The 20,994-nt window shown below is 46.2% G+C and carries 20 protein-coding genes; 12 read left to right on the top strand and 8 right to left on the bottom strand.

Annotation, left to right across the window (positions count from 1 at the left end; translation table 11 throughout):
* Positions 1–150 precede the first annotated feature (150 nt).
* From R7190_RS07705 to R7190_RS07670, 8 genes are all read left to right on the top strand, one after another.
* A complete protein-coding gene (locus R7190_RS07705) occupies positions 151–951 on the top strand; it encodes an ABC transporter ATP-binding protein (RefSeq protein WP_005373297.1) in 801 nt (266 codons plus the stop codon).
* Complete coding sequence (locus R7190_RS07700) at positions 951–2,903, top strand: long-chain fatty acid--CoA ligase (RefSeq protein ID WP_054576076.1); 1,953 nt, start codon at positions 951–953, stop codon at positions 2,901–2,903. The genes R7190_RS07705 and R7190_RS07700 overlap by 1 nt, the downstream gene beginning before the upstream one ends.
* Entirely contained in the window at positions 2,903–3,796 is an 894-nt protein-coding gene (locus R7190_RS07695) for a branched-chain amino acid ABC transporter permease (protein WP_005373295.1), read from the top strand. The genes R7190_RS07700 and R7190_RS07695 overlap by 1 nt, the downstream gene beginning before the upstream one ends.
* Before the next feature lie 11 nt (positions 3,797–3,807).
* On the top strand, positions 3,808–4,875 hold the full coding sequence (locus R7190_RS07690; RefSeq protein WP_005382737.1) for a branched-chain amino acid ABC transporter permease: 1,068 nt from the start codon (positions 3,808–3,810) through the stop codon (positions 4,873–4,875).
* 45 nt (positions 4,876–4,920) lie between these two features.
* Positions 4,921–6,165, top strand: a complete 1,245-nt coding sequence (locus R7190_RS07685; protein ID WP_005373285.1) for an ABC transporter substrate-binding protein — start codon at positions 4,921–4,923, stop codon at positions 6,163–6,165.
* An 80-nt stretch (positions 6,166–6,245) separates the two neighbouring features.
* Positions 6,246–7,067, top strand: a complete 822-nt coding sequence (locus R7190_RS07680) for an ABC transporter ATP-binding protein (RefSeq protein ID WP_017633695.1) — start codon at positions 6,246–6,248, stop codon at positions 7,065–7,067.
* A 9-nt stretch (positions 7,068–7,076) separates the two neighbouring features.
* Positions 7,077–8,279, top strand: a complete 1,203-nt coding sequence (locus R7190_RS07675) for a phenylacetate--CoA ligase family protein (protein WP_033906431.1) — start codon at positions 7,077–7,079, stop codon at positions 8,277–8,279.
* 136 nt (positions 8,280–8,415) lie between these two features.
* Positions 8,416–9,012, top strand: coding sequence for a methyltransferase domain-containing protein (locus R7190_RS07670; protein ID WP_186585398.1), 597 nt, complete (start codon positions 8,416–8,418; stop codon positions 9,010–9,012).
* A 288-nt stretch (positions 9,013–9,300) separates the two neighbouring features.
* Here the strand turns inward: R7190_RS07670 and R7190_RS07665 are convergent, their stop codons facing one another.
* Genes R7190_RS07665 through budA form a run of 3 tightly spaced genes read right to left on the bottom strand, consistent with a single transcriptional unit; the run spans position 9,301 to position 12,574 of the window.
* On the bottom strand, positions 9,301–10,059 hold the full coding sequence (locus R7190_RS07665; protein WP_033906433.1) for an SDR family NAD(P)-dependent oxidoreductase: 759 nt from the start codon (positions 10,057–10,059) through the stop codon (positions 9,301–9,303).
* Complete coding sequence (gene alsS / locus R7190_RS07660) at positions 10,056–11,759, bottom strand: acetolactate synthase AlsS (RefSeq protein ID WP_186585397.1); 1,704 nt, start codon at positions 11,757–11,759, stop codon at positions 10,056–10,058. Before alsS ends, R7190_RS07665 begins: the two co-directional genes overlap by 4 nt.
* 29 nt (positions 11,760–11,788) lie before the next feature.
* Positions 11,789–12,574: an acetolactate decarboxylase gene (budA, locus tag R7190_RS07655; protein WP_017820349.1), complete on the bottom strand. Its 786-nt coding sequence runs from the start codon at positions 12,572–12,574 to the stop codon at positions 11,789–11,791.
* Between the two features lie 97 nt (positions 12,575–12,671).
* Between budA and R7190_RS07650 the strand changes: the two genes are divergently transcribed.
* Both R7190_RS07650 and R7190_RS07645 read left to right on the top strand, forming a co-directional pair.
* The gene (locus tag R7190_RS07650; RefSeq protein ID WP_017820348.1) at positions 12,672–13,553 is read left to right on the top strand and encodes a LysR family transcriptional regulator; all 882 of its coding nucleotides are present in this window, start codon (positions 12,672–12,674) and stop codon (positions 13,551–13,553) included.
* Positions 13,554–13,731: 178 nt separating this feature from the next.
* Positions 13,732–14,487: a PhzF family phenazine biosynthesis protein gene (locus tag R7190_RS07645; protein ID WP_186585396.1), complete on the top strand. Its 756-nt coding sequence runs from the start codon at positions 13,732–13,734 to the stop codon at positions 14,485–14,487.
* A gap of 69 nt (positions 14,488–14,556) precedes the next feature.
* Here R7190_RS07645 and R7190_RS07640 read toward each other — a convergent pair whose 3' ends face one another.
* From R7190_RS07640 to R7190_RS07630, 3 genes are read right to left on the bottom strand one after another with little or no spacing between them, the layout of a single operon-like run.
* On the bottom strand, positions 14,557–14,685 hold the full coding sequence (locus R7190_RS07640) for a DUF2474 domain-containing protein (protein WP_005373267.1): 129 nt from the start codon (positions 14,683–14,685) through the stop codon (positions 14,557–14,559).
* A 20-nt stretch (positions 14,686–14,705) separates the two neighbouring features.
* Positions 14,706–15,713: a cytochrome d ubiquinol oxidase subunit II gene (cydB, locus tag R7190_RS07635; protein WP_047101326.1), complete on the bottom strand. Its 1,008-nt coding sequence runs from the start codon at positions 15,711–15,713 to the stop codon at positions 14,706–14,708.
* Between the two features lie 28 nt (positions 15,714–15,741).
* On the bottom strand, positions 15,742–17,106 hold the full coding sequence (locus tag R7190_RS07630) for a cytochrome ubiquinol oxidase subunit I (RefSeq protein ID WP_086047473.1): 1,365 nt from the start codon (positions 17,104–17,106) through the stop codon (positions 15,742–15,744).
* 154 nt (positions 17,107–17,260) lie between these two features.
* On the opposite strand from R7190_RS07630, the gene R7190_RS07625 reads away from it, so the two are divergent.
* A complete protein-coding gene (locus tag R7190_RS07625) occupies positions 17,261–18,676 on the top strand; it encodes a PLP-dependent aminotransferase family protein (RefSeq protein ID WP_176311490.1) in 1,416 nt (471 codons plus the stop codon).
* A 9-nt stretch (positions 18,677–18,685) separates the two neighbouring features.
* On the opposite strand, the gene R7190_RS07620 is transcribed toward R7190_RS07625, so the two are convergent.
* Positions 18,686–19,234 (bottom strand): sugar O-acetyltransferase, encoded by a 549-nt coding sequence (locus tag R7190_RS07620; protein WP_025767897.1) that lies wholly within the window; start codon positions 19,232–19,234, stop codon positions 18,686–18,688.
* A gap of 333 nt (positions 19,235–19,567) precedes the next feature.
* Between R7190_RS07620 and R7190_RS07615 the strand changes: the two genes are divergently transcribed.
* Entirely contained in the window at positions 19,568–20,434 is an 867-nt protein-coding gene (locus R7190_RS07615; protein WP_017633679.1) for a mechanosensitive ion channel family protein, read from the top strand.
* Between the two features lie 98 nt (positions 20,435–20,532).
* Here R7190_RS07615 and R7190_RS07610 read toward each other — a convergent pair whose 3' ends face one another.
* The gene (locus tag R7190_RS07610) at positions 20,533–20,853 is read right to left on the bottom strand and encodes a DUF1840 domain-containing protein (protein ID WP_005373256.1); all 321 of its coding nucleotides are present in this window, start codon (positions 20,851–20,853) and stop codon (positions 20,533–20,535) included.
* Between the last annotated feature and the right edge of the window lie 141 nt (positions 20,854–20,994).

Genomic DNA, 20,994 nt, shown 5'->3' with positions numbered 1-20,994 from the left:
TCAGGCACTATTCTGATTTTAAATTGACGTTTACGTAAACTGAATACAAAGTTGATGCATAGGTGTAAAAGCGGTTACCAGTATCAAAGTTAGGTTTGATCAAATAGTGCTCAATGGAACGCACTTAAAATAACGAAAGGGAGATCAACTATGGTATCGGAATCGCCTCTGTTGCAGGTAAACGATATTTCATTGGCTTTTGGTGGGGTGAAAGCTTTAACTGACGTGAGCTTCCATGTGAATGAAAAGGAAATTTTTTCAATCATTGGCCCAAACGGTGCAGGTAAAACCTCAATGCTCAATTGCATCTCTGGTCGATACACACCAAACAAAGGCTCTGTAATCTTCGCTGGAGATGATGTAACTAAACGGACACCTAGCCAACGAGCTGAGTTAGGGTTGGGAAGAACCTTCCAAAACTTAGCGCTCTTTTCTCACATGTCGGTACTGGACAACATCATGGTTGGCCGACACCACCTACTAAAAAACAACTTCGTCACGGGGCCACTCTATTGGTTCTCTAATGCGCAGAAAGAAGAGATGGCGCACCGCAAATATGTGGAAGACGTGATCGATTTTCTAGAAATCCAGCACATCCGAAAAGCGACTGCAGGCACCCTATCTTACGGCTTACGTAAGCGTGTAGAGCTTGCTCGTGCCATTGCCTTAAAACCTAAGTTACTGCTGCTTGATGAACCAATGGCAGGTATGAACTTGGAAGAAAAGGAAGACATGGCACGTTACATCATGGATCTGAATGAAGAATTAGATATCACGATCATCATGATTGAGCACGACATGGGCGTGGTCATGGACATCTCTAATCGCGTTTTGGTTTTGGATTTCGGGAAACACATTGCTACAGGTGAGCCTGAAGAAGTGATGGCCAACCCACATGTGAAACAAGCGTACTTAGGCGAAGAGCTACCGACATTAGAGGAGAGTGCATAATGGCACAGCAACATAATGATTGGGCAGATATAACCCGCTTAGATACCTTTCCAAAAGTGTTGCAACACAATGCCAAGAACTGGCCCGAGCAAGTCGCAATGCGTGAAAAGGAGTTTGGTATATGGCGAGAGTTCACTTGGAAGGATTATGAAAACCGCGTCAAGTGGATGGCACTGGCACTACAAGATTTAGGTATTGGTGAGCAAGATGTCGTTGGTTTGCTAGGTGATAACCGTCCTGAATGGGTATGGGGCGAGTTAGCGGCACATGCGATCAAAGGTTTCTCGCTGGGCATCTATCAAGATTCTATGCACGAAGAGGTGGCGTACCTTATCAACTATGCCAAAGCAAAAGTCGTGATTGCCGAAGATGAAGAGCAATGCGACAAGCTGCTTGAGCTTGGTGATGAAATTCCTAGCGTTGAATACATTATTTACTGCGATCCTCGTGGAATGCGTAAATACGATGATCCAAGATTAATTGATGTTGAACAGGTCTACAAAAAAGGTCAGCTGATTGATAAAGCGGACCCAGACAAATATCTCAATATGGTTGTTGAAACCAAAGGCAGCGATCTTTCAATTCTTTGTACTACGTCGGGTACGACTTCTAAACCAAAATTGGCTCAGCTACACAGTGGCACGTTCTTGGATCACTGTGCGGCTTACTTGCGTGCAGACCCTCGTTCCCCAGGCGACAACTACGTTTCTGTTCTGCCTTTGCCTTGGATTATGGAGCAGGTTTACGTGGTTGGTCAGGCGTTGATTTCTCGTCAAATCGTTAACTTTGTGGAAGAACAAGAAACCATGATGTCCGACTTGCGTGAAATCGGTCCAAACTTTGTGCTGTTAGCGCCACGTGTGTGGGAAAACATTGTGGCAGACGTGTCTGCACGAATGATGGATTCGACACCGTTTAAGCAAAAGATGTACAAACTGGGCATGAGCTTAGCCAACAAAGCGCTGGAGCAGGGTAAACGCTCTAAGTTGGCTGAATGGATTCTTCTGCGTGCTCTGCGTGACCGTTTAGGGTTTTCGAACCTGACATCTGCGGCAACCGGCGGTGCGGCGATGGGACCGGATACTTTCCGTTACCTACAAGCTATTGGTGTGCCACTTAAGCAGCTTTATGGTCAGACCGAAATGTGTGGCGCATACACCGTGCACCAAGCGGATGATGTGGATTACGATTCCGTTGGTGTTGCGTTTGATAATGCAGATGTGAAAGTCATCAACCCGGACAGCAATGGCGTTGGTGAAATCATCGCGAAAAGTACAGGCATGTTTACTGGCTACTTAAACAACCAAGCAGCATATGATGAAGATGTTCAAGATGGTTGGATGCACACAGGCGATGCGGGCTATTTTAAAGATTCCGGTCACTTGGTGGTGATTGATCGTCTGAAAGATATGTCGGAAACCAGCCATGGCGACCGTTATTCGCCACAGTTTATCGAAAACAAACTCAAGTTCTCGCCGTTTATTGCAGAAGCCGTGGTGGTAGGTAAAGGTCGACCTTGGCTGTCTGCCATCATCTGTATTCGCTATGCGATTGTCGCGAAGTGGGCAGAGCAACGCGGCTTGGCATTTACCAACTACACCAACTTATCTGCTCAACCAGAAGTGTACCAAGCGATTCGTGAAGAAGTTCAAAAAGTGAACGAATCCCTACCGGATGCACAGAAGATCAGCAAATTCATTCTACTTTACAAAGAGCTGGATGCCGACGATGGAGAGCTAACTCGCACACGTAAAGTACGCCGTGGTGTGGTTGCAGAGAAATACGGAGACATCATCGAAACCATCTACAGCGACGATCCAAAAGTCGATGTCGATACAGTGATCACTTATCAAGATGGCACCAAAACACGCATTCAAACGTCGCTAGTTATTGAAACGCTTATTGAGCATGAGCCAACACTAGTGGATAGCGAACAACGGAGGATCGCATAGTGAATACGGATTTATTACTGCAACTCGTCATTAATGGCGTGATCGTTGGCATGTTGTATGGCGTTGTCGCCATGTGCTTTGTATTGATTTACAAATCGACCCAGGTGGTCAACTTTGCTCAGGGTGAGTTTTTGTTGATTGGCGCGTGGGTATGTTGGGCGGCATTGGTACACCTACAGTTACCATTTTTTATCGGTTTTTTACTCACGCTCGCGTTCATGATGATTTTTGGTATCGCCGTGCAAACCATTGTGCTCAGACCGTTGATTGGTGAACCGATTATCTCTGTGATCATGGTGACCATCGGTCTATCTATGTTCTTCCAAGCGCTGATGAAGTGGATATTCGGCGTCTCGGCTGTTTCGTACCCGCAAGTGTTCGAAACCAACGTGGTGAATATCGGAGGTTTGAATGTTGAGTTTGCTTACATTCTGAGCTTGATCTTCTCAATGCTCATCATGGGCGCGTTCTACTGGTTCTTCAAATTCAGCAAAATGGGTCTGGCAATGCGCGCAACGGCATTCAACCAGCAAGTAGCCCAGAGTCTTGGCATTTCCATCAAGAAAGTGTTCGCCATCAGTTGGGCCATTTCGGCAATGGTATCTGCAACAGCAGGGATTGTTATCGGTATCGTTAACGGCGTATCTGACGCGCTATCCATTATTGGTATCAAAGTTTTCCCAGCCGTTATTTTAGGTGGCTTAGATTCGGTAGTCGGCGCAATTGTCGGTGGTATCACCATCGGGGTGCTAGAAAACTTGGCTGAGTTTTTTGATAGCCAATACCTGCAAGTGGGTAACTTATACAACATCGCACCATTCTATGTGCTGTTAATCATTCTTGCCTTCAAGCCATATGGCCTGTTTGGTACCAAAGATATTGAGCGTATTTAAGGAGAAATAACATGGCTCAACTTAGCATGCGCCCATGTGGGGACTTTCGAACCACATACAAAAGCGATACGCCAATTTTTGAAACCAAAACCATCAGAAGCCTTGCGATTGCAGGTGTCATCGCCATGCTGGCAGCACCGCTGGTCTTGGATATTTACTTCCTAAACCTGTTTATTCAGATTGCATACCTCGGTATCGCGGCATTGGGCTTAAACATTTTGGTTGGTTTTACCGGACAAATCTCGCTAGGTCACGGTGCGTTCTTTGGCTTTGGCGCCTTTGCATCGGCTTGGCTAAATAACCAGTTTAACATTCCAGTCGTGTTTGCGATTCCGCTTGCGGGTTACTTAACCATGATTGTGGGGATGCTGTTTGGTCTGCCAGCGGCTCGAATTAAAGGTTTATATCTAGCTATCGCAACGTTGGCGGCGCAGTTTATTCTAGAGGACTTCTTTGCTCGCGCAGATTGGTTCAGTGGCGGCTCATACGGTGCAAGCGCGAACCCAATTAATTTGTTTGGCTTTGAGTTTACGACTGACGAAAGCTTCTTCTACATCGCTCTGTTTGCGCTGATCTTCATGTATATGTGGGCATCAAACTTAATCCGTTCTCGTGACGGTCGCGCGTTTGTCTCAGTACGAGATCACTATCTGTCAGCAGAGATCATGGGCATCAACCTAACCAAGTATCGTCTGCTCTCATTTGGAGTGTGTGCATTCTATGCGGGCATCGGGGGTGCACTCTACGGACATTATCTAGGGTTTGTATCAGCAGAAGGCTTCACCATCATGATGTCTATCCAGTTCTTGGCAATGATCATCATTGGTGGCTTGGGTTCAGTCAAAGGCACATTGATGGGGACGATATTTATCGTATTGCTGCCTGAAGTTTTGGAGTTTGGCGTAACGGGGCTTTCAGCGTTTGGTGATACCACCGCTTTCACTGATGGTCTGGCTTACTTCAAAGAAATGGCGATTGGTCTAGTCATCATGCTGTTCCTCATTTTCGAACCTCAAGGATTATCGCATCGCTGGCAACAGATTCGAGCATATTGGAAACACTATCCGTTCTCATATTAACGTGGAATTAAGTGGAATATACCTCAATAACAAGGACAACGAGTTATGAACAAAGGACATTTAGCGACAACGTTGGTGCTGTCATCTGCACTGTTTACTACCGCAACTTGGGCAAAAGATTCTGTGTTTGTCGGGCAATTAGTCGACTTTTCTGGACCAACTGCCTATGTGAGCAAGCCTTATGGTTCTGGCGTGCGAGACGCATTGCGTTGGATTAACCAAAACGGTGGCATTAACGGTACCGAGCTCGAATTTGAAACAGTAGACATGGCGTACAAAGTACCAGTGGCGATTTCTAACTATAAACGTTGGGTTGCGCGTAAAGACATGGTTGCGCTGCAAGGTTGGGGTACGGCGGATACCGAAGCGCTTATTTCGTTTGTTACCAAAGACAAAGTGCCGGTGTTCTCTGCTTCTTACTCTGGTCACTTAACTGACCCAACTGGCAAAAACCCAAAAACCGCGAAACCAGCGCCTTATAATTTCTTTTATGGTGCGTCGTACTCAGATGCGTGCCGTGCGCTAGTTAAGTGGGCGAAAGAAGATTGGGAATCTAAGGGCAATCAAGGTGCGCCGAAATTTACGCACATTGGCGATAACCATCCATTCCCGAATGCGCCAAAAGAAGCGTGTGCAGAGTACGCCAAAGAGCTTGGTTTTGATGTGCAAAACCCAGTCGTTGTGTCACTAAAACCAGGGGACTTCAAAGCGCAATGTTTGTCGCTGAAAGAGTCAGGCACCAACTACGGTTACATTGCCAATATCGGTAGCTCGGTTATCTCACTAGTGAAGTCTTGTAACACGGTTGGGACAGAGTTCCAGTACATGGCAAACATTTGGGGCGGCGACAAGCCAGTGCTTGAAGCAGCAGGCGATGGCCTTAAAGATTACGTTTTCCCAGGTATGACGGCGTTTTGGGGAGACGATAACGAAGGCATGAAGCTGGTTCGTGAGATTTCTAAGCAGTCTGAATCAGAGCCGGGCGAATTCAGAACTCACCATTACATTCGCGGTATTTGTTCTGCGTTCTATATGAAAGAAGCGATGGAGTGGGCGAAAGATAATGGTGGCATCACAGGTGAAAACATCAAGAAGGGCATGTATGTCCATGACAACTGGGTACCACAAGGCTTAGAAGGTGTCTGTGTCCCTGCGAACTGGAAACCGGAAGATCACCGAGGCACAACAACCGTGAACGTCTTTATGGGTAACAACGATGGCGGTGCAGTTGATATTAAGAAAGTATCACAGGTGACATTGTCACGTCGTGACGATTGGCTAGGTTACTAATTTACGACTTATTAATAACAAAGCCTACTGAAAATAAGGATGGGTGAGAGAACACTCTCACCCTAGCAAGGAGTAGTTTGATGGCTGAATTAGCAACGAATATCGAACCGGCAGAAATACTGCTTTCAGTGAACAACATTGAAGTCGTCTACGACGAAGTAATACTAGTACTTCGCGGTGTGAGTTTAGAAGTTCCAAAAGGGCAGATTGTGACCTTACTGGGCGCCAACGGTGCGGGTAAATCCACAACGTTGAAAGCCATTTCTGGTTTATTGAAAACCGAAGATGGTGAAGTGACGCGCGGCGAAATCAACTTCATGGGCGAACGCATAGACAACAAAAGCCCGGAAGAGATCGTCCGTTCGGGCATCTTCCAAGTTATGGAAGGGCGCCGAATTGTTGAAGATATGACGGTAATAGAAAATCTTCGCTTAGGCGCTTATACACGCTCTGACAACGAAGTTGAACAAGACATCGAAATGGTGTTTGACTATTTCCCGCGACTCAAAGAGCGCACTGGCCTGGCGGGCTATTTGTCTGGCGGTGAGCAACAAATGTTAGCGATTGGCCGAGCGTTAATGGCTCGACCGAAGATGATTTTGTTGGACGAACCGTCTATGGGGCTTTCTCCACTGCTAGTTAAAGAAGTATTCAGCATTATTAACAAGATCAACAAAGAGCAAGGTATTACCATGCTTTTGGTTGAACAGAATGCCAACTTCGCTCTTCAAGCGGCCGATTACGGTTACATCATGGAATCAGGCAAAATCGTACTAGATGGCAGCAAGCACGAATTGCTAAACAATGAAGACGTAAAAGAATTCTACCTTGGCGGCGGCGATGAAGATCGCAAGAGCTTTAAGAATCTGAAATCTTACAAACGTCGTAAGCGTTGGTTGTAAGGAGCAAGGATGAACGAACTATTTGATGCGAAAGAATCGTTGTCTCTACAGGCGCGAGAAGAGTCGCTGTTTCAACGTTTGCCAGCACTGATTGAGAATTCGAAAGCCAATAGCGAACATTACGCAGCGCATTTTTCTGAGTTAGATCCTACATTGGCAAACAATCGTGAAGGGCTTGCTCAGTTCCCGATTACACGTAAGTTCAATGTACCTAATCAGCAGCAACTTAAACCGCCGTTTGGTGGCTTAAATAGCGTTGCCATTGGTCAAATGGCGCGCGTATTCCAATCTCCTGGGCCGTTGTATGAGGCTCAAACGGATGAGGCCGATTTCTGGCGTATGGGGCGCGCGTTTCACGCTGCTGGGTTCTGTGCGGGTGATTTAGTGCATAACACGCTCTCTTACCATTTCTCTCCTGGCGGATTTATTATGGATGGTGGCGCAAGGGCTTGTGGCTGTGCGGTATTTCCGGCTGGAGTAGGCAATACCGAAGCGCAAATAGAGGCAATTAAACAGCTTCAACCTAATGGTTACACTGGTACACCTTCGTATTTGCTGACGTTGCTACAAAAGTACCAAGAGAAATACAATGAGCTGCCTAGCTTTGAGAAAGCTCTGGTCTCTGGTGAAGCGGTTACAGCAGACATGGAACAGATGTTTGAGGAAAAAGGCATTGCAGTCTTTCAAGCCTACGCAAGTGCAGAGCTTGGTTTGATTGCTTATCAAGTGTCTGGTGAACAAGGATTAGTGATTGCCGAAGATATTATTGTTGAAATCGTTGATCCTGATGGTGTTCCTGTACAACCGGGAGAAGTCGGTGAAGTCGTTGTAACCTCGCTTGATGAGAAGTTCCCGCTGATTCGCTACGCAACGGGAGATTTATCGGCATATCTAGAGACAAGTTCTGATTCTTCACGCACGAATGCACGAATTAAGGGCTGGATGGGACGAGCAGACTCCGCGGTGAAAGTAAAAGGGCTGTTTGTTTATCCGCATCAGATCCAAGAAGTCTGTCGTCGCCACGATATTAAAGGCTCCTTGAAAATTGAGCGCGATGGCTTCAACGATGCCATTACTTTCTGTTGTCATGATGTGCATGTATCAGCAGAGGACATTCAAGCAACACTCCAGTCTGTCACTAAACTGAAAGGCAATGTCCAGTTTGTACCGAACCAAGCGGAGCAGCCGTTAATCAATGATCTTCGCAGTTAACTCATTGGTGGCATAAGTGCAGTAGAAAGTGGTTGTCATAAAAAACTAACAACGTCAGACAAAAGGCTAGAAAAGGGATATCACATTGCGCTGCGTATCCCTTTATTTTTTACTACCGCAATCAGGGAGCGGGTAAATGAAACAGGCACCAATGATTAACACACAATTCTGGGATGATTTGTTTATCCGAGGCACTATGCCTTGGGATGCCCAATCGACACCTCAAGAACTCAAGGACTATCTTGACAATTCACTTCATGTAGGCCAGTCAGTGTTTATTCCTGGGTGTGGTGCCGCTTATGAACTGAGCACTTTTATTCAATATGGGCATGACGTGATCGCGATGGATTACAGCCAAGAAGCGGTAAAAATGGCGCAATCAGCGTTAGGTAACTACAAAGATAAAGTCGTATTGGGTGATGTATTTAATGCCGATTTTTCTCACTCGTTTGATGTCATTTACGAGCGGGCCTTTCTCGCAGCACTACCGAGAGATATGTGGTCAGAATACTTTTCGATGGTGGATAAATTATTGCCAAGCGGAGGTTTTCTAATTGGTTTTTTCGTCATTGATGATAATTACCTATCACGCTTCCCTCCATTTTGTTTGCGAAGTGGGGAGTTGGCAGCTTTTCTAGAGCCCACGTTTGAACTTGTGAAGTCCTCAGTGGTGGCAAACAGTGTTGAGGTTTTTAAAGGCAGAGAGCAATGGATGGTGTGGCAGAAGTGTTAGTCGCTTTTAATCTTTTTGAAGAAGTATTCGCGGAAACTTTCTGGTTCTTTGTGAATCGCTGATATATAAGTCTTCACTCTATGCCTGATGGAATGCTCACATAGTTTGTCGGTTTGTGTGAAAAATTAATTTCTCGTTGCTGGTTTTAAGTTGTTGAGATATCTCTAACAGCGGTTGAGTGGTTGAGTTTATTGCTGGCACGGGTTATGTGCTCAGAGCGTAAAGCGACAGATCAGCATCGATCCGAAAGGTAGTAGAACGTCTCTTACTGATCTGTCTATTTCATGCTTATACTATTTTAGGTTGACCATCTGATGCGGTGGCACCGCCGTCTACAGGTAGGTTTGCGCCATTAATGAAAGATGCGTCATCACTTGCCAAGAAAGTCACGACAGACGCAATTTCTTCAGGTTCGGCTGCTCGGCCAAGCGCAATGCGCTCATTGAATTTATCGCGGATGTCCTGCGGCCAGCCGTTCGTCATGTTGGTTTTTACTAAGCTTGGGCATACGGCGTTAATTCTTACCCCATCCGCACCATGGTCCAATGCCATCGCTCGGGTAAGGTTCACCACTGCGCCTTTACTCGCGCAATAGAATGCGGCACCCCAGTCACCACCCAAACCGGAAACGGACGCGGTATTTACCATACAACCTTTCGTTTTTAAGAGTTCAGGTAACGCAAACTTCGCGCAATAAACGACGCCGTCAATGTTTACACCAGAGATCTTCTTCCAGTCTTCCACACTACCTTCAATCACGGTACCAGGGACATGTACGCCTGCATTGTTTACTAAAATATCCAGTTTACCGAAACGGGTAACAACATCAGAAATCAGTGCTGCGACTTTGTCTGGATCAGAAACATCAATGGAATGTGCCGACACACGCTGTTTATCAAAGCCCTCAACGGCGTTTGCCAACTGCTCTTCATTCCAATCGGCAAGAGCGACGTTTGCGCCTTCTTCATACAAACGTTTTGCGATGGCCAAACCAATGCCATTGGCAGAGCCAGTCACGAGTGCGACTTTATTTTTTAATCCTCTCATGCGATTTCTCCTTCGAAACTTACAAAAACGGGATCTTGATTTTTCTCTGTGCGCGGCAACATCAGTTTGTCGTTGTCGCTGTAATCTACGGGGATAGCCACCACTGCTGGTCCTTCAACATCCATGGCTTTATTCAATGTCGGTAGTAATTCGTGTTGACTAGTCACTGCGAAGCCTTTCGCGCCAAATGATTCGGCGTAGACCTTGAAATCAATTGGTCCAAATTTCACACTAGAGCAGCGCTGATATTTGTTGACCTCTTGCATTTCTACCATGTTGTAGGCGTTATCAACCCACACAATATGGACGATATTGCAGTTCAGTCTAACCGCGGTTTCTAACTCCATGCTCGATTGCATAAAACCGCCGTCTCCTGATATCGATACCACTTTGCTACCAGGTTTTAGTAGGCTGGCACCAATGGCCCATGGGAGTGCAACGCCCATTGTTTGTTGGCCGTTAGACACCAGCATTTGGCGAGCTCGAAAACAGCTCAAGTAACGAGCGATCCAGATGTGGAAGCTCCCCATATCAAGGCATAGCGTGGTATCCGGTGTGATGATAGATTGCATAGCTTTTATTAGCGCCAGTGGATGAAATCCTTGCTTGTTATAGACATTGGGATAGGTTTTGATCACTTGCCGTTGCAGTGCTACCTCTTCCAGTACTGAAAGTGCCGTTGGGGAAAGGCGAGCATATTCAGAGATATAGCTGCCCATCTTGTCTAATGACTGCGCAATGTTTCCGACGATTTCAACACAAGGCTGATAATTAAGTTGGTATTCTGCTGGTTCAATATCGAGGTGAATCACTGGGTTGCGGCGGCTGTTCCAAAGCTCAGGGTCATACTCTATTGGGCTAAAGCCGATGGTGAGAATTAAATCGGCGTCCCGCAGTAAAACATCGCCAGGTTGGTTATTAAACAAACCGACACGCCCAGCAAAGTGATGATAGTAATTGATGTCTACCGTGCCGGCGGCCTGGTAAGTGCCGACAACGGGTAGCTGCGTATTTTGAAGAAACCGAGCGATAGCAGCAGCGTTTTGACTGCGGCTCGCGTGAAGGCCAAGTAAAACCACACAGCGCTTTGCTTTACTGATTCGACTGACCGCTTCTTCGATTGCTGCGATGTCTGCGCAACCAGGCTGTGTGTAAGGCGAGGGGACAATAATGTCCGTTTGGGTTTGCTCGGATAAAACATCTTGGGGGAGACTCAAAAAGCAAGCCCCAGGACGACCTGACTCTGCGATACGAAATGCGTTCGCCATGATCTCGCTTGCGGCGTCCACATGCTGCACTTCAGCACTGAACTTAGTTATAGAGCGAAAAATACTGACGGTATCCATGCTCTGGTGTGTTTGTTTTTGCTGGTCAGTTCGTTTCACCGCACCACCGATAGCAATCAGCGGATCGCCTTCGGAGTTTGCTGTTGCAACCCCCGTAACTAGATTTCCACAGCCAGGGCCTGACGTAACCATTGTGACGCCTGCTTTGCCGGTTAGTCTTCCCATAACGCCCGCCATAAATGCGCCGTTAGCCTCGTGGCGTACCGGAATCATTTGGATGTTAGTGTCTTCAATCGCATCGAACAGTCGATCGATTTTTGCACCGGGAATACCGAAAATGTACTTAATGCCGAGAGACTCTAGCTGTTGAGCGATCAACTGAGCTCCATTTTTATTTGAAGGTTTGGATTGCATTTGTTGTCCTTATTATTTGCCTGACTTTGTTACTTTTCCGCCTTTTCTATGGCGGTATTTATATCTTCCGGAGCCAAATTGGCGTTGAGGAAGTCTGTCGATACTGGGGTATCAATCACTAGCCGTGAGACTTTGCCAATCTGGAGAAATCCTGACGAAATGCTGTAATCCTGGATATGACCACCTCCTTGGCGGTCATCGGTAATAAAATGTTCGTGATAGCCGGGTACATTGATGCCAGTCGTATATTTAGGACTGCGAAAGCCGGCGACCACGCCTTGCTTATGCGTGAAGCGGAATGTTGGTTGTTCTTTGACCACTTCAAGCATTGGTCGATAAGGGCGTGTTTGTTTAGGTACGGTACGAGTACGAACTGAATCGAAAACACCATCAATGCGCACTGCGCAAAATAGGTTATCGCTTGGAACCAGGTCGTCTATGAGGCTATGGACTTCATGACGTGACATGCGCGATGTCAATGGCAGCTCGATATCAGGCTTAAAAAAAGTCATGACAGCAAAGGGCGTTTTTTGCTCTAGGTCTGCCGGGTTTGCGGAGCCATCCGACTTGAGTTGAAAAACTTCCTTATCAAAAGCAATCAACTCACCATCCAATTCATTGAACGTACCTAAACCAAAATCCCCATGTTTCAGCAGTTCTTCTATGGTTGTCGAGCCTTCGTAAACACCAGCGATCAAAGCACTCATTAACGAAGTCTGATAAATCTCACCATCTCCGGTAACGTGATGGTATTCAGAAAATTCTTTCGCTACTTCAAGCGAACAAGCGCATAGAGGGTTATAAAATCCACGCATGAGTAAGACCAGTTATGCAATGAAGAGTATATTTAGATTGACTTCTACACGGTGCTAAATCCAATATAAAAAAGATTTATTTTGATATGGAAAATATATGGAATTTCGCTACCTGAAGTATTTTGTCGCGGTCGCCGAGACTCGTCACTTTACCCGAGCAGCTGAACGGTTAGGGATTGCGCAACCTCCTTTGAGTCAACAAATCAAAAAGCTAGAGCACGAGCTTGGCGTGGACTTATTTAAGCGCTTGTCTAGAGGAGTAGAACTGACCCATGCAGGGCAAGTCTTTTATACGGATGCGGTAAATATTCTTGCTGATGTGGAACGCGCTAAAGCAAAAGCCCGACAGATTGCCCGTGGTGAAAATACGCAGGTTAAAATTGGGTTCGCGACGTCAACATCAACCTGCATTAAGGTATTGGAGAGGATTGGGCGTATTCAAGAGAATGGGGTTCATTTACAGACGGCGGAACTGTCAATGCCAGAGCTTGCCACTCAGTTAAAAAGCAAACAACTTGATCTCGCAATCATGCGGCTACCCTGTTACGCCAGTGAGCCTTTTGAGCACAAGGTGTTGTTTAACGACCCGTTTGTCGCGGTGATTCCGGCGGGCCACGAACTGGCAAAATATCCCTGTATCCAGATGAAACAGTTGAGAGGCCATAAAATTTTACTGTTTCCACGAGAGACTGGACCCGCATTGTTTGATGGCATGAGCACACTTTTTGCCGACGCAGGAGTAAGGCTCGAACCACAGTTCGCAGCACCGCAACTTCGTACGACGATTGCCATGGCGCAGGCTGGGTTAGGTATCGCTCTCGTTCCGCGCTCACTGGCTGAACATCTCGATGATTCCGCGACAGTCGCCGAGATTGAGGATATCCCTCTCACTAGTCGTGTTGTTGTTGCTTGGGAGGCGTCTAATCTCAATAAACAAGCGCTAAAAGTAGCCATGCACATCGGTCATGTTGAGGCTTAAAGCTTTGTCATATAACCTGTCGATTGTACCCAACGAACAAAACTTACTGAAGATTGCGACTCTGTTGTCGTATATATTACCTACATCAAGTTGACTTGATAGCTGAACTCTCGTTTTTATCGAGATGATAATGACGAGGACCTTGATTTAATGCATGGTTAAACCGCAAGGGTGATGGATGATTAAAGCGCAAATATTTGATGTATTTTGTGATGAGTTAGCTCAAGGTAATCCATGTGGCGTTGTCGAACTAAATCACTGGCTGAGTGATTCTGAATTACTTCAAATCACTCATCAGGTCGCTCAACCTGTCACATCATTTGTGGTTCAGTCTGGCAGTGACTACCACATTCGCTGGTTTAGCCTAGAAGGAGAGATCAACCTATGCGGACACGGAAGTTTGGGCGCAGGCGCTGCAATCATTTCCAACTATCATAAGAACGAGGTCATTCTACAAAGTCAGTATGGTCATGTTACCGTTACTGGACTGGATGGAATGTATCGGATAGTGATGCCAAGTTGGCTAGCCAAGCCTCATGCCATCCCCTTGGGTATTTCAGGCTTTTCCAATCACCCCGTAGATGCTTTTACAACGCGTGATTTGGTTGTTGTTCTCGAATCAGAAGATGATGTTGTTCGCTATCAACCTAACTTTGATGAGCTGATTAAAATTGATGAGTTTCATGCTGTCATCGTGACGGCTCAAAGTTCTGATAGTGGCTATGTGCTGCGTTACTTTGCACCTAAAATCGGTATTTCAGAAGATCTTGCCACAGGTTCGGCTCAGTGCTCATTGGCGCCTTATTGGTTTGAAAAGCTAGGCAAAGAAAAATTGACGGCTCGTCAGCTATCTCGTGCTGGTGGTTATTTTGAAGTGGCTCGCGGTTTAGAATCTACGATCGTATTGTCTGCACACGTGAAAAGTCGGACTTGAATGCAAACGCCTCTAGCTCTTACACAAGATCTAGAGGCATCCATTTTTTATTGACTTAAACGTGCCGAGCTAAGATTTTAACCCTGCAGCGGTCATCATGACGCGAAATAACATAGACACTAACCCTAATGCAGCGACGCTAACGACCCATATTCCAACCATCCAAGCCCATTGGCGGCACCAATTTTTGATTTTCATACTCACTCCTTATCAACTCGTTAATGGTACGCTTCGCCTTCTTTTACTTTTCCGGAGAAGACGTAGTAACTCCAAAAGGTGTAAGCCAGAATAATCGGGATGATGATCACTGCTCCAACGAGCATAAAGCGCTGACTGCTTGCAGGAGCCGCTGCTTCCCATATTGATATGCTAGGAGGAATGATATTTGGCCAGATACTGATGCCAAGCCCAGCGAACCCGAGAATCACGATCACTAACGCCATCACGAAAGGGCTGCGCTCTTTACGCTTTTTAACGGAGTCGGCAATCTTCAAACATACCAGCCCAGTAATGACAGGTACGGGCAGTAAGTAGAACAAATTAGGCAGAGAAAACCATCTTTCCGCAATGGCAGGGTAAGCAAGTGGAGTCCAAGCGCTCACAATGACTAATGCGGAGATCATCGCCAGTAGTGTTTTGTTAGTGAAGCGGTGCATCGTGTTTTGCAGTTCACCTTCCGTCTTCATGATGAGCCATGTGCTACCAAGCAGCGCGTACGTTGCGACTAAACCCAAACCACAAAAGATGGGAAAAGGGCTGAGCCAGTCGAGTTGGCTACCTACGAAGACGCGGTTTTCCACCGCAAAGCCTTGAATTACCGCGCCAACAACGATGCCTTGGAAAAACGTGGTTAAAATCGAGCCGACCATAAAAGAGCGATCCCAGAACTTTAAGTGATTTTCCAATGCTTTAAAGCGAAACTCAAACGCGACGCCACGAAAGATCAAAGCAATCAACATCAACGTTAAAGGGATGGTTAGCGCTTCAATAATTACCGCGTAAGCCATCGGAAAAGCGCCAAATAGAGATGCGCCTCCAAGCACAATCCAAGTTTCGTTGCCGTCCCAAACTGGCGCGACACTGTTGACCATGACGTCTTTTTGTTTTTCATCCTTGATGAAGGGCATCAGTATTCCAATACCCAAATCGAAGCCATCCATGATGATGTACATCAAAGTGGCAAAAACGATGATCGCGAACCAAATCACGGATAAATCAAAATGCATATTCTCTACCTTAACTTTGTGACAAATTCTAGATGCGGCCTGAAACGGTCGTCATGTCGTGCTCATCGTGTTCGATTGCATCGGGGCCTTTCTTGATTTGGTGGATCATGTAGTAATACCCAAAACCAAACACCAAGCTGTACACAACAAGGAAACACAGCAGGCTGATGCTCATTTGTAGGTCTCCGTGTGCAGAAACCGCATCACGCGTTTTTTGTACGCCATAAACGACCCAAGGTTGCCGACCAACCTCTGTCGTAAACCAGCCAGCGAGTATTGCGATAAGACCAGATGGCCCCATAAATAATGAAAACTTGAGGAACCAACGCGAGGTATAAAGCGTGTTCTTTTTTCGTAACCATATGCTGTAGAAGCTCTGTAAAATCATCAGAAGTCCTAGCCCGACCATGATTCGAAATGACCAAAAGACGATAGGTGAGTTCGGTCGTTCCTCTTTCGGGAAGTCTTTCAGTGCCGGGATTGGCTCAGTTAAACTGTGGCGTAGGATCAAACTTCCTAAAACAGGAATTTCTAAGGCATAGTCTGTGCGTTCTTGTTCCATGTTTGGCATGCCGAACAATATCAATGGGGTTGGTTTGCCATCACTGTTATCCCAATGTCCTTCGATGGCAGCGATTTTGGCGGGCTGGTGTTCCAGAGTGTTTAGCCCGTGCACATCGCCAATCACGGTTTGGAGTGGCGCAAGGAACACTAAGATCCCGAGCGACATCGAAAACATGGTTTTTACCGCAGTCGATTGATTGCCTCTCAATAAATGCCAAGCGGCTGACGCGCCTACAAAGAGTGCTGAACTGACGAAAGCCGCGACGCTCATGTGCGCCAAACGATAAGGAAATGAAGGATTGAAAACGATAGCAAACCAGTCGGTTGGCACCACACGTCCGTCGACAATTTCATAGCCTTGTGGCGTTTGCATCCAACTGTTGGAGGCGAGAATCCAGAACGTCGAAATGATCGTTCCTAACGCCACCATCGAGGTTGCAAAAAAGTGCAGCTTTTCGCCGACGCGACGCCAACCAAACAGCATTACGCCAAGAAATCCGGCTTCGAGAAAGAATGCCGTTAACACTTCATAAGTCAGTAATGGGCCAGTGATAGAACCAGCGAAGTCGGAGAAACCACTCCAGTTGGTGCCGAATTGATAGGCCATGACAAGGCCAGATACAACGCCCATCCCAAAGTTAACCGCAAAAATTTTCGACCAGAAATGATAGAGCTTTTGGTAATCGGGATTGCGTGTTTTTAGCCATAAGCCTTCCAGCACGGCGAGATAGGTGGCCAAACCTATGGTGATAGCGGGGAAAATAATATGAAAGGATACCGTAAAGGCGAACTGTATCCGTGCAAGCATAAATGCGTCGAGGCCAAACATTAAACTTCCTTTGATCTTTTAAGTTTTATGAGAGAGCTATTTTAAGAGGAGCGGAATGAGGGAAGTAGGTACAGACAGTGACTATAAACCTATAACAGATTAAATATTGAAGTGTTATTATTTTGAATTCGGCTTTAGGGAAGGGGATTTGCGTTTGGCGAAGTATCAAGAGTTAGTGGAACAGCTTAAAAGGCAGATAAAATCGGGGATATGGCATCCGGGTGACAAGCTGCCTTCTCTGCGTCGCCAATCTGAACACTCGGGTTTAAGCTTGATGACGGTGTTGCATGCCTATCAAATTCTGGAATCTCAAGGCTGGGTAACGTCACAGCCGCGCTCTGGTTATCGAGTCGCTCCCAATATTAAGAGTTCAAATGAACCCCAAGCGCCAGCCGCGGTTTCGTGGACAGAGCAGGTAGACATCAATGAGTTTATCTTTGATGTTCTGCAGGCGAGTAAAAATCCATCCATGATCAATTTTGGCTTTGCCTATCCAGACCCAAGTTTGTATCCACGCTATCACGTGAATCGGGCGATGAGCGCAGCCGCTCGCAATATGCCGATTTCCACCACCTTTGATAACTTACCGCCGGGAAACGAACAATTACGCACCATCATCGCGAAGCGTTATGCTGCGAAAGGCATTGAAATTTCACCCGATGAAATTGTCATTACGGCAGGCGCGCTGGAGGCGTTAACGCTCAGTTTGCAAGCCAGCACAAGACCGGGAGATTGGGTGGTTGTGGAGTCGCCTGCATTTTATGGTGCATTGCAATCCTTAGAGCGGTTAGGTTTGAAAGCGCTCTCAGTAAGAACAGACCCAGTCACGGGCATTGACCTAGACTCATTGGAACGAGCGCTGCAAACACACGATGTGAAAGCGTGCTGGCTGATGTCGAACTTCCAGAATCCTCTGGGTTTTACGCTTTCCAACGAGAAAAAACAAAAGCTGATTGAACTGACACAGCGATATAACGTGCCAGTGATTGAAGATGACGTGTACAGCGAACTGCATGCAGGGAATGACTCGGTTTATCCACTAAGAATGTTTGATGACACGGGCAATACCATGTTGTGCTCCTCGTTTTCAAAATCATTAATCGCAGGGCTACGTATTGGTTGGGTTGCGGCGGGAAAGCGGGCGCTAGAGGTACAAAAGTTACAGTTAATGAGTACATTAGCGACGAGTGCACCAGTGCAAATGACATTGGTACACTATTTAACAAGCCGCAATTATGAATCTCATTTGAAGCAGTTACGGAAAAAGCTGTTTGAACGTAAAAGTAAGATGACGGTTCTGCTTAGTGAGCTGTTACCTGAAGCAGTCAAAGTGTTAAGCCAAAGCGGTGGGTACTTTATTTGGTTAGAGCTTCCCAAGCATATTGATGCCTTGCAGATATATCGAGAAGCGCTAAAAGGTAATATCAGCATCGCACCGGGAAAGATGTTCAGCCTGACAGAACAATACGATCACTGTATTCGTCTTAACGCTTCTTTTGAGCTCAATGACAAATATGTTCATGCTCTCAATCTGCTCGCTAATATTATTCGCGAGCATTTGGCGAAATAGCGACTTTCTTCAGTTTTTTGGTTTAATGGAGCGCGCCGGATTTCCAACAACTCGATCGCCCGGCGCAACGTCTTTGGTTACGACAGAGCCAGCGCCGACGACGGCCTCATCGCCAATGGTCACGCCCGGCAGTATGATTGCGCCCCCACCAATCCAAACGTTATTGCCAATTGTTACCGGTTTGGCGATCTCATCTCCGGCTAAGCGTCTTTGTGTATCGAGTGAATGAGCGGCTGTGTAAATTTGCACTCTAGGCCCAATCATGACGTTCGCGCCAACCTCAACCTGCCCATTGTCCAGAATAATGGCATCCCAGTTGATGTAGGTGTTTTCTCCGATGGACAAGTGACAACCGTAGGTAAGTTGTAGCGGTGGCTCTATACAGGCGCTGTTTTTTAATTGGACGCCCATTTCCGCCAATAGTTGTCTACGGATATCTGGGTTTGGCTCGTGGTTAAATTGGAAGACAAGCTGCGCAGTTTTGGCGCGCATTAGCTTTAGTTCTTCATCCAGACAATTATAGGTTTCTCCAGAGCGCATCCGAGTCAGTTCTGACATAACAATCATTCCATCAATGTTATTTGCAATAAGGTGCATAATAGGTGAGAGTGATTCGAAGTGAAAATTTGATGCTTAAAAATCAGAAAGTTATCACTGATTTGCCTTGCGTATCCAGTTGGTTGATTGGCTCGTTTAGTTCACAAAGACGTATTCCCTAAATGGCTTAATCGGTTGAAGCCAAAGTGGGAAACCACTCGAAGCGTTTTACGTAGATTACAATATAGTTAATAAGAAGAACTTAATTGAGCCGCTGCGCTATCGATTGATCCAAAAATTTATGACTTATGCGCTCTGGCTTGCTGGCAACGATGAATCAAGAGTGAGCACTTTATGTTCGAACGGGTCATTTCATTTTTAGAAACAACACTGTTTACCTTTAACGAACAACCTATCACGTTGTGGGCGATATTGATGGTGCCGACATGGGTGATTGTCGCTTTATGGTTGTCCAAAATTTTAATCAAAACCGTTACGTCAAGAATGTCCTCATCGGGGAAAGATCCTAACGTGATTCATTTGGTTAAACGGATATTATTTGTCATCGCTCTAGCCATTATTTTTATGACCACACTTTCGATGATCAATGTGCCAATCACCGCGTTCGCCTTTCTGTCTGGTGCCATCGCTATCGGCTTCGGTTTTGGTGCGCAAAACATCATTAACAACTTCATAAGTGGCTGGATTTTGATTGGTGAAAAGCCAATCCGAATTGGGGACTTTTTAGAGGTTGAGGGCGCCAAAGGCACTGTCGAGCAAATAAATACACGCTCAACGAGAATCAGGCGAACCGATGGTGTTCATATGCTCATACCCAACAGTCAGTTGATTGAGAACGTGGTGATCAACTGGACGTTATGCGACAGATTAGTTCGTGGCTCTGTCGTCGTCGGTGTCGCGTATGGGAGCGATGTCAAACAGGTTGCTGCCTTAATGGCGGAAGTGACTTCGCAGCAAGCGCAAGTTCTGAGTTCGCCAGCGCCAGATGTGTTTTTTCAAGACTTTGGTGACAATGCTTTGATCTTCGAATCTTATTTTTGGATTAACTCAACGGTTGAGGGCGGTATTCGCTCGGTCGCAAGTGCCATGCGTTTTGAAATCTACGAAGCTTTCGAAAAGCACGGCATTGAAATCGCGTTTCCACAACGAGATGTGCACATTGATGGGGAAATCAAGTTGTCTAGGGAGAGAAACGGATAGGGCGATAAGCGGTATTGGTGTTCTTATCTTGGTGTCGAGTAACCATAGCGAGGCGGTCACAACACGGATTCACCTCGCTAGAAACAAGTTTGAAGGCGTTATTGGTTGTCCCACATGACTTCGCATTCTTCTTTGATTGCTGATTTTAGCAACTCAATCAGTGGAAACGCTCTGCGTCCTAGGCTTACCGCGGGCTCTGCTTGTTCTTCCTCTTCGTCTACATCAGTAGGGAGGTTTTCTTCAGCTGCATTTTTCGCAGATAGAGCAGAAGTTAATCTTGATAGCGCGTCAGGAACATCTTGAGCGGAAATTGATCCCGGCACCGTGCCGCTGTGACCCATCATTTTGAGCATATCTAATGCAATATCACCAAACATTGTGACGTTTGAGTGGCTTCGACAACGAAATGTTATGAGCATTTACCTGATCCTGTTTTATATGTTCGGTTTGAAACTAAATTGTAGCTGAAATCAGATACTAATTAATGTGATGAAGACCGTTGAGCGTTAAGGTTTTTATGAGTAACAACAAAAAACGGGCACGTACGTCTGCATGCCCGT

Source organism: Vibrio sp. 1078-1 (assembly GCF_033340475.1).
The sequence above is the reverse complement of the archived record's forward strand: the minus strand, read 5'-3'. Positions and strand labels throughout refer to the sequence as shown.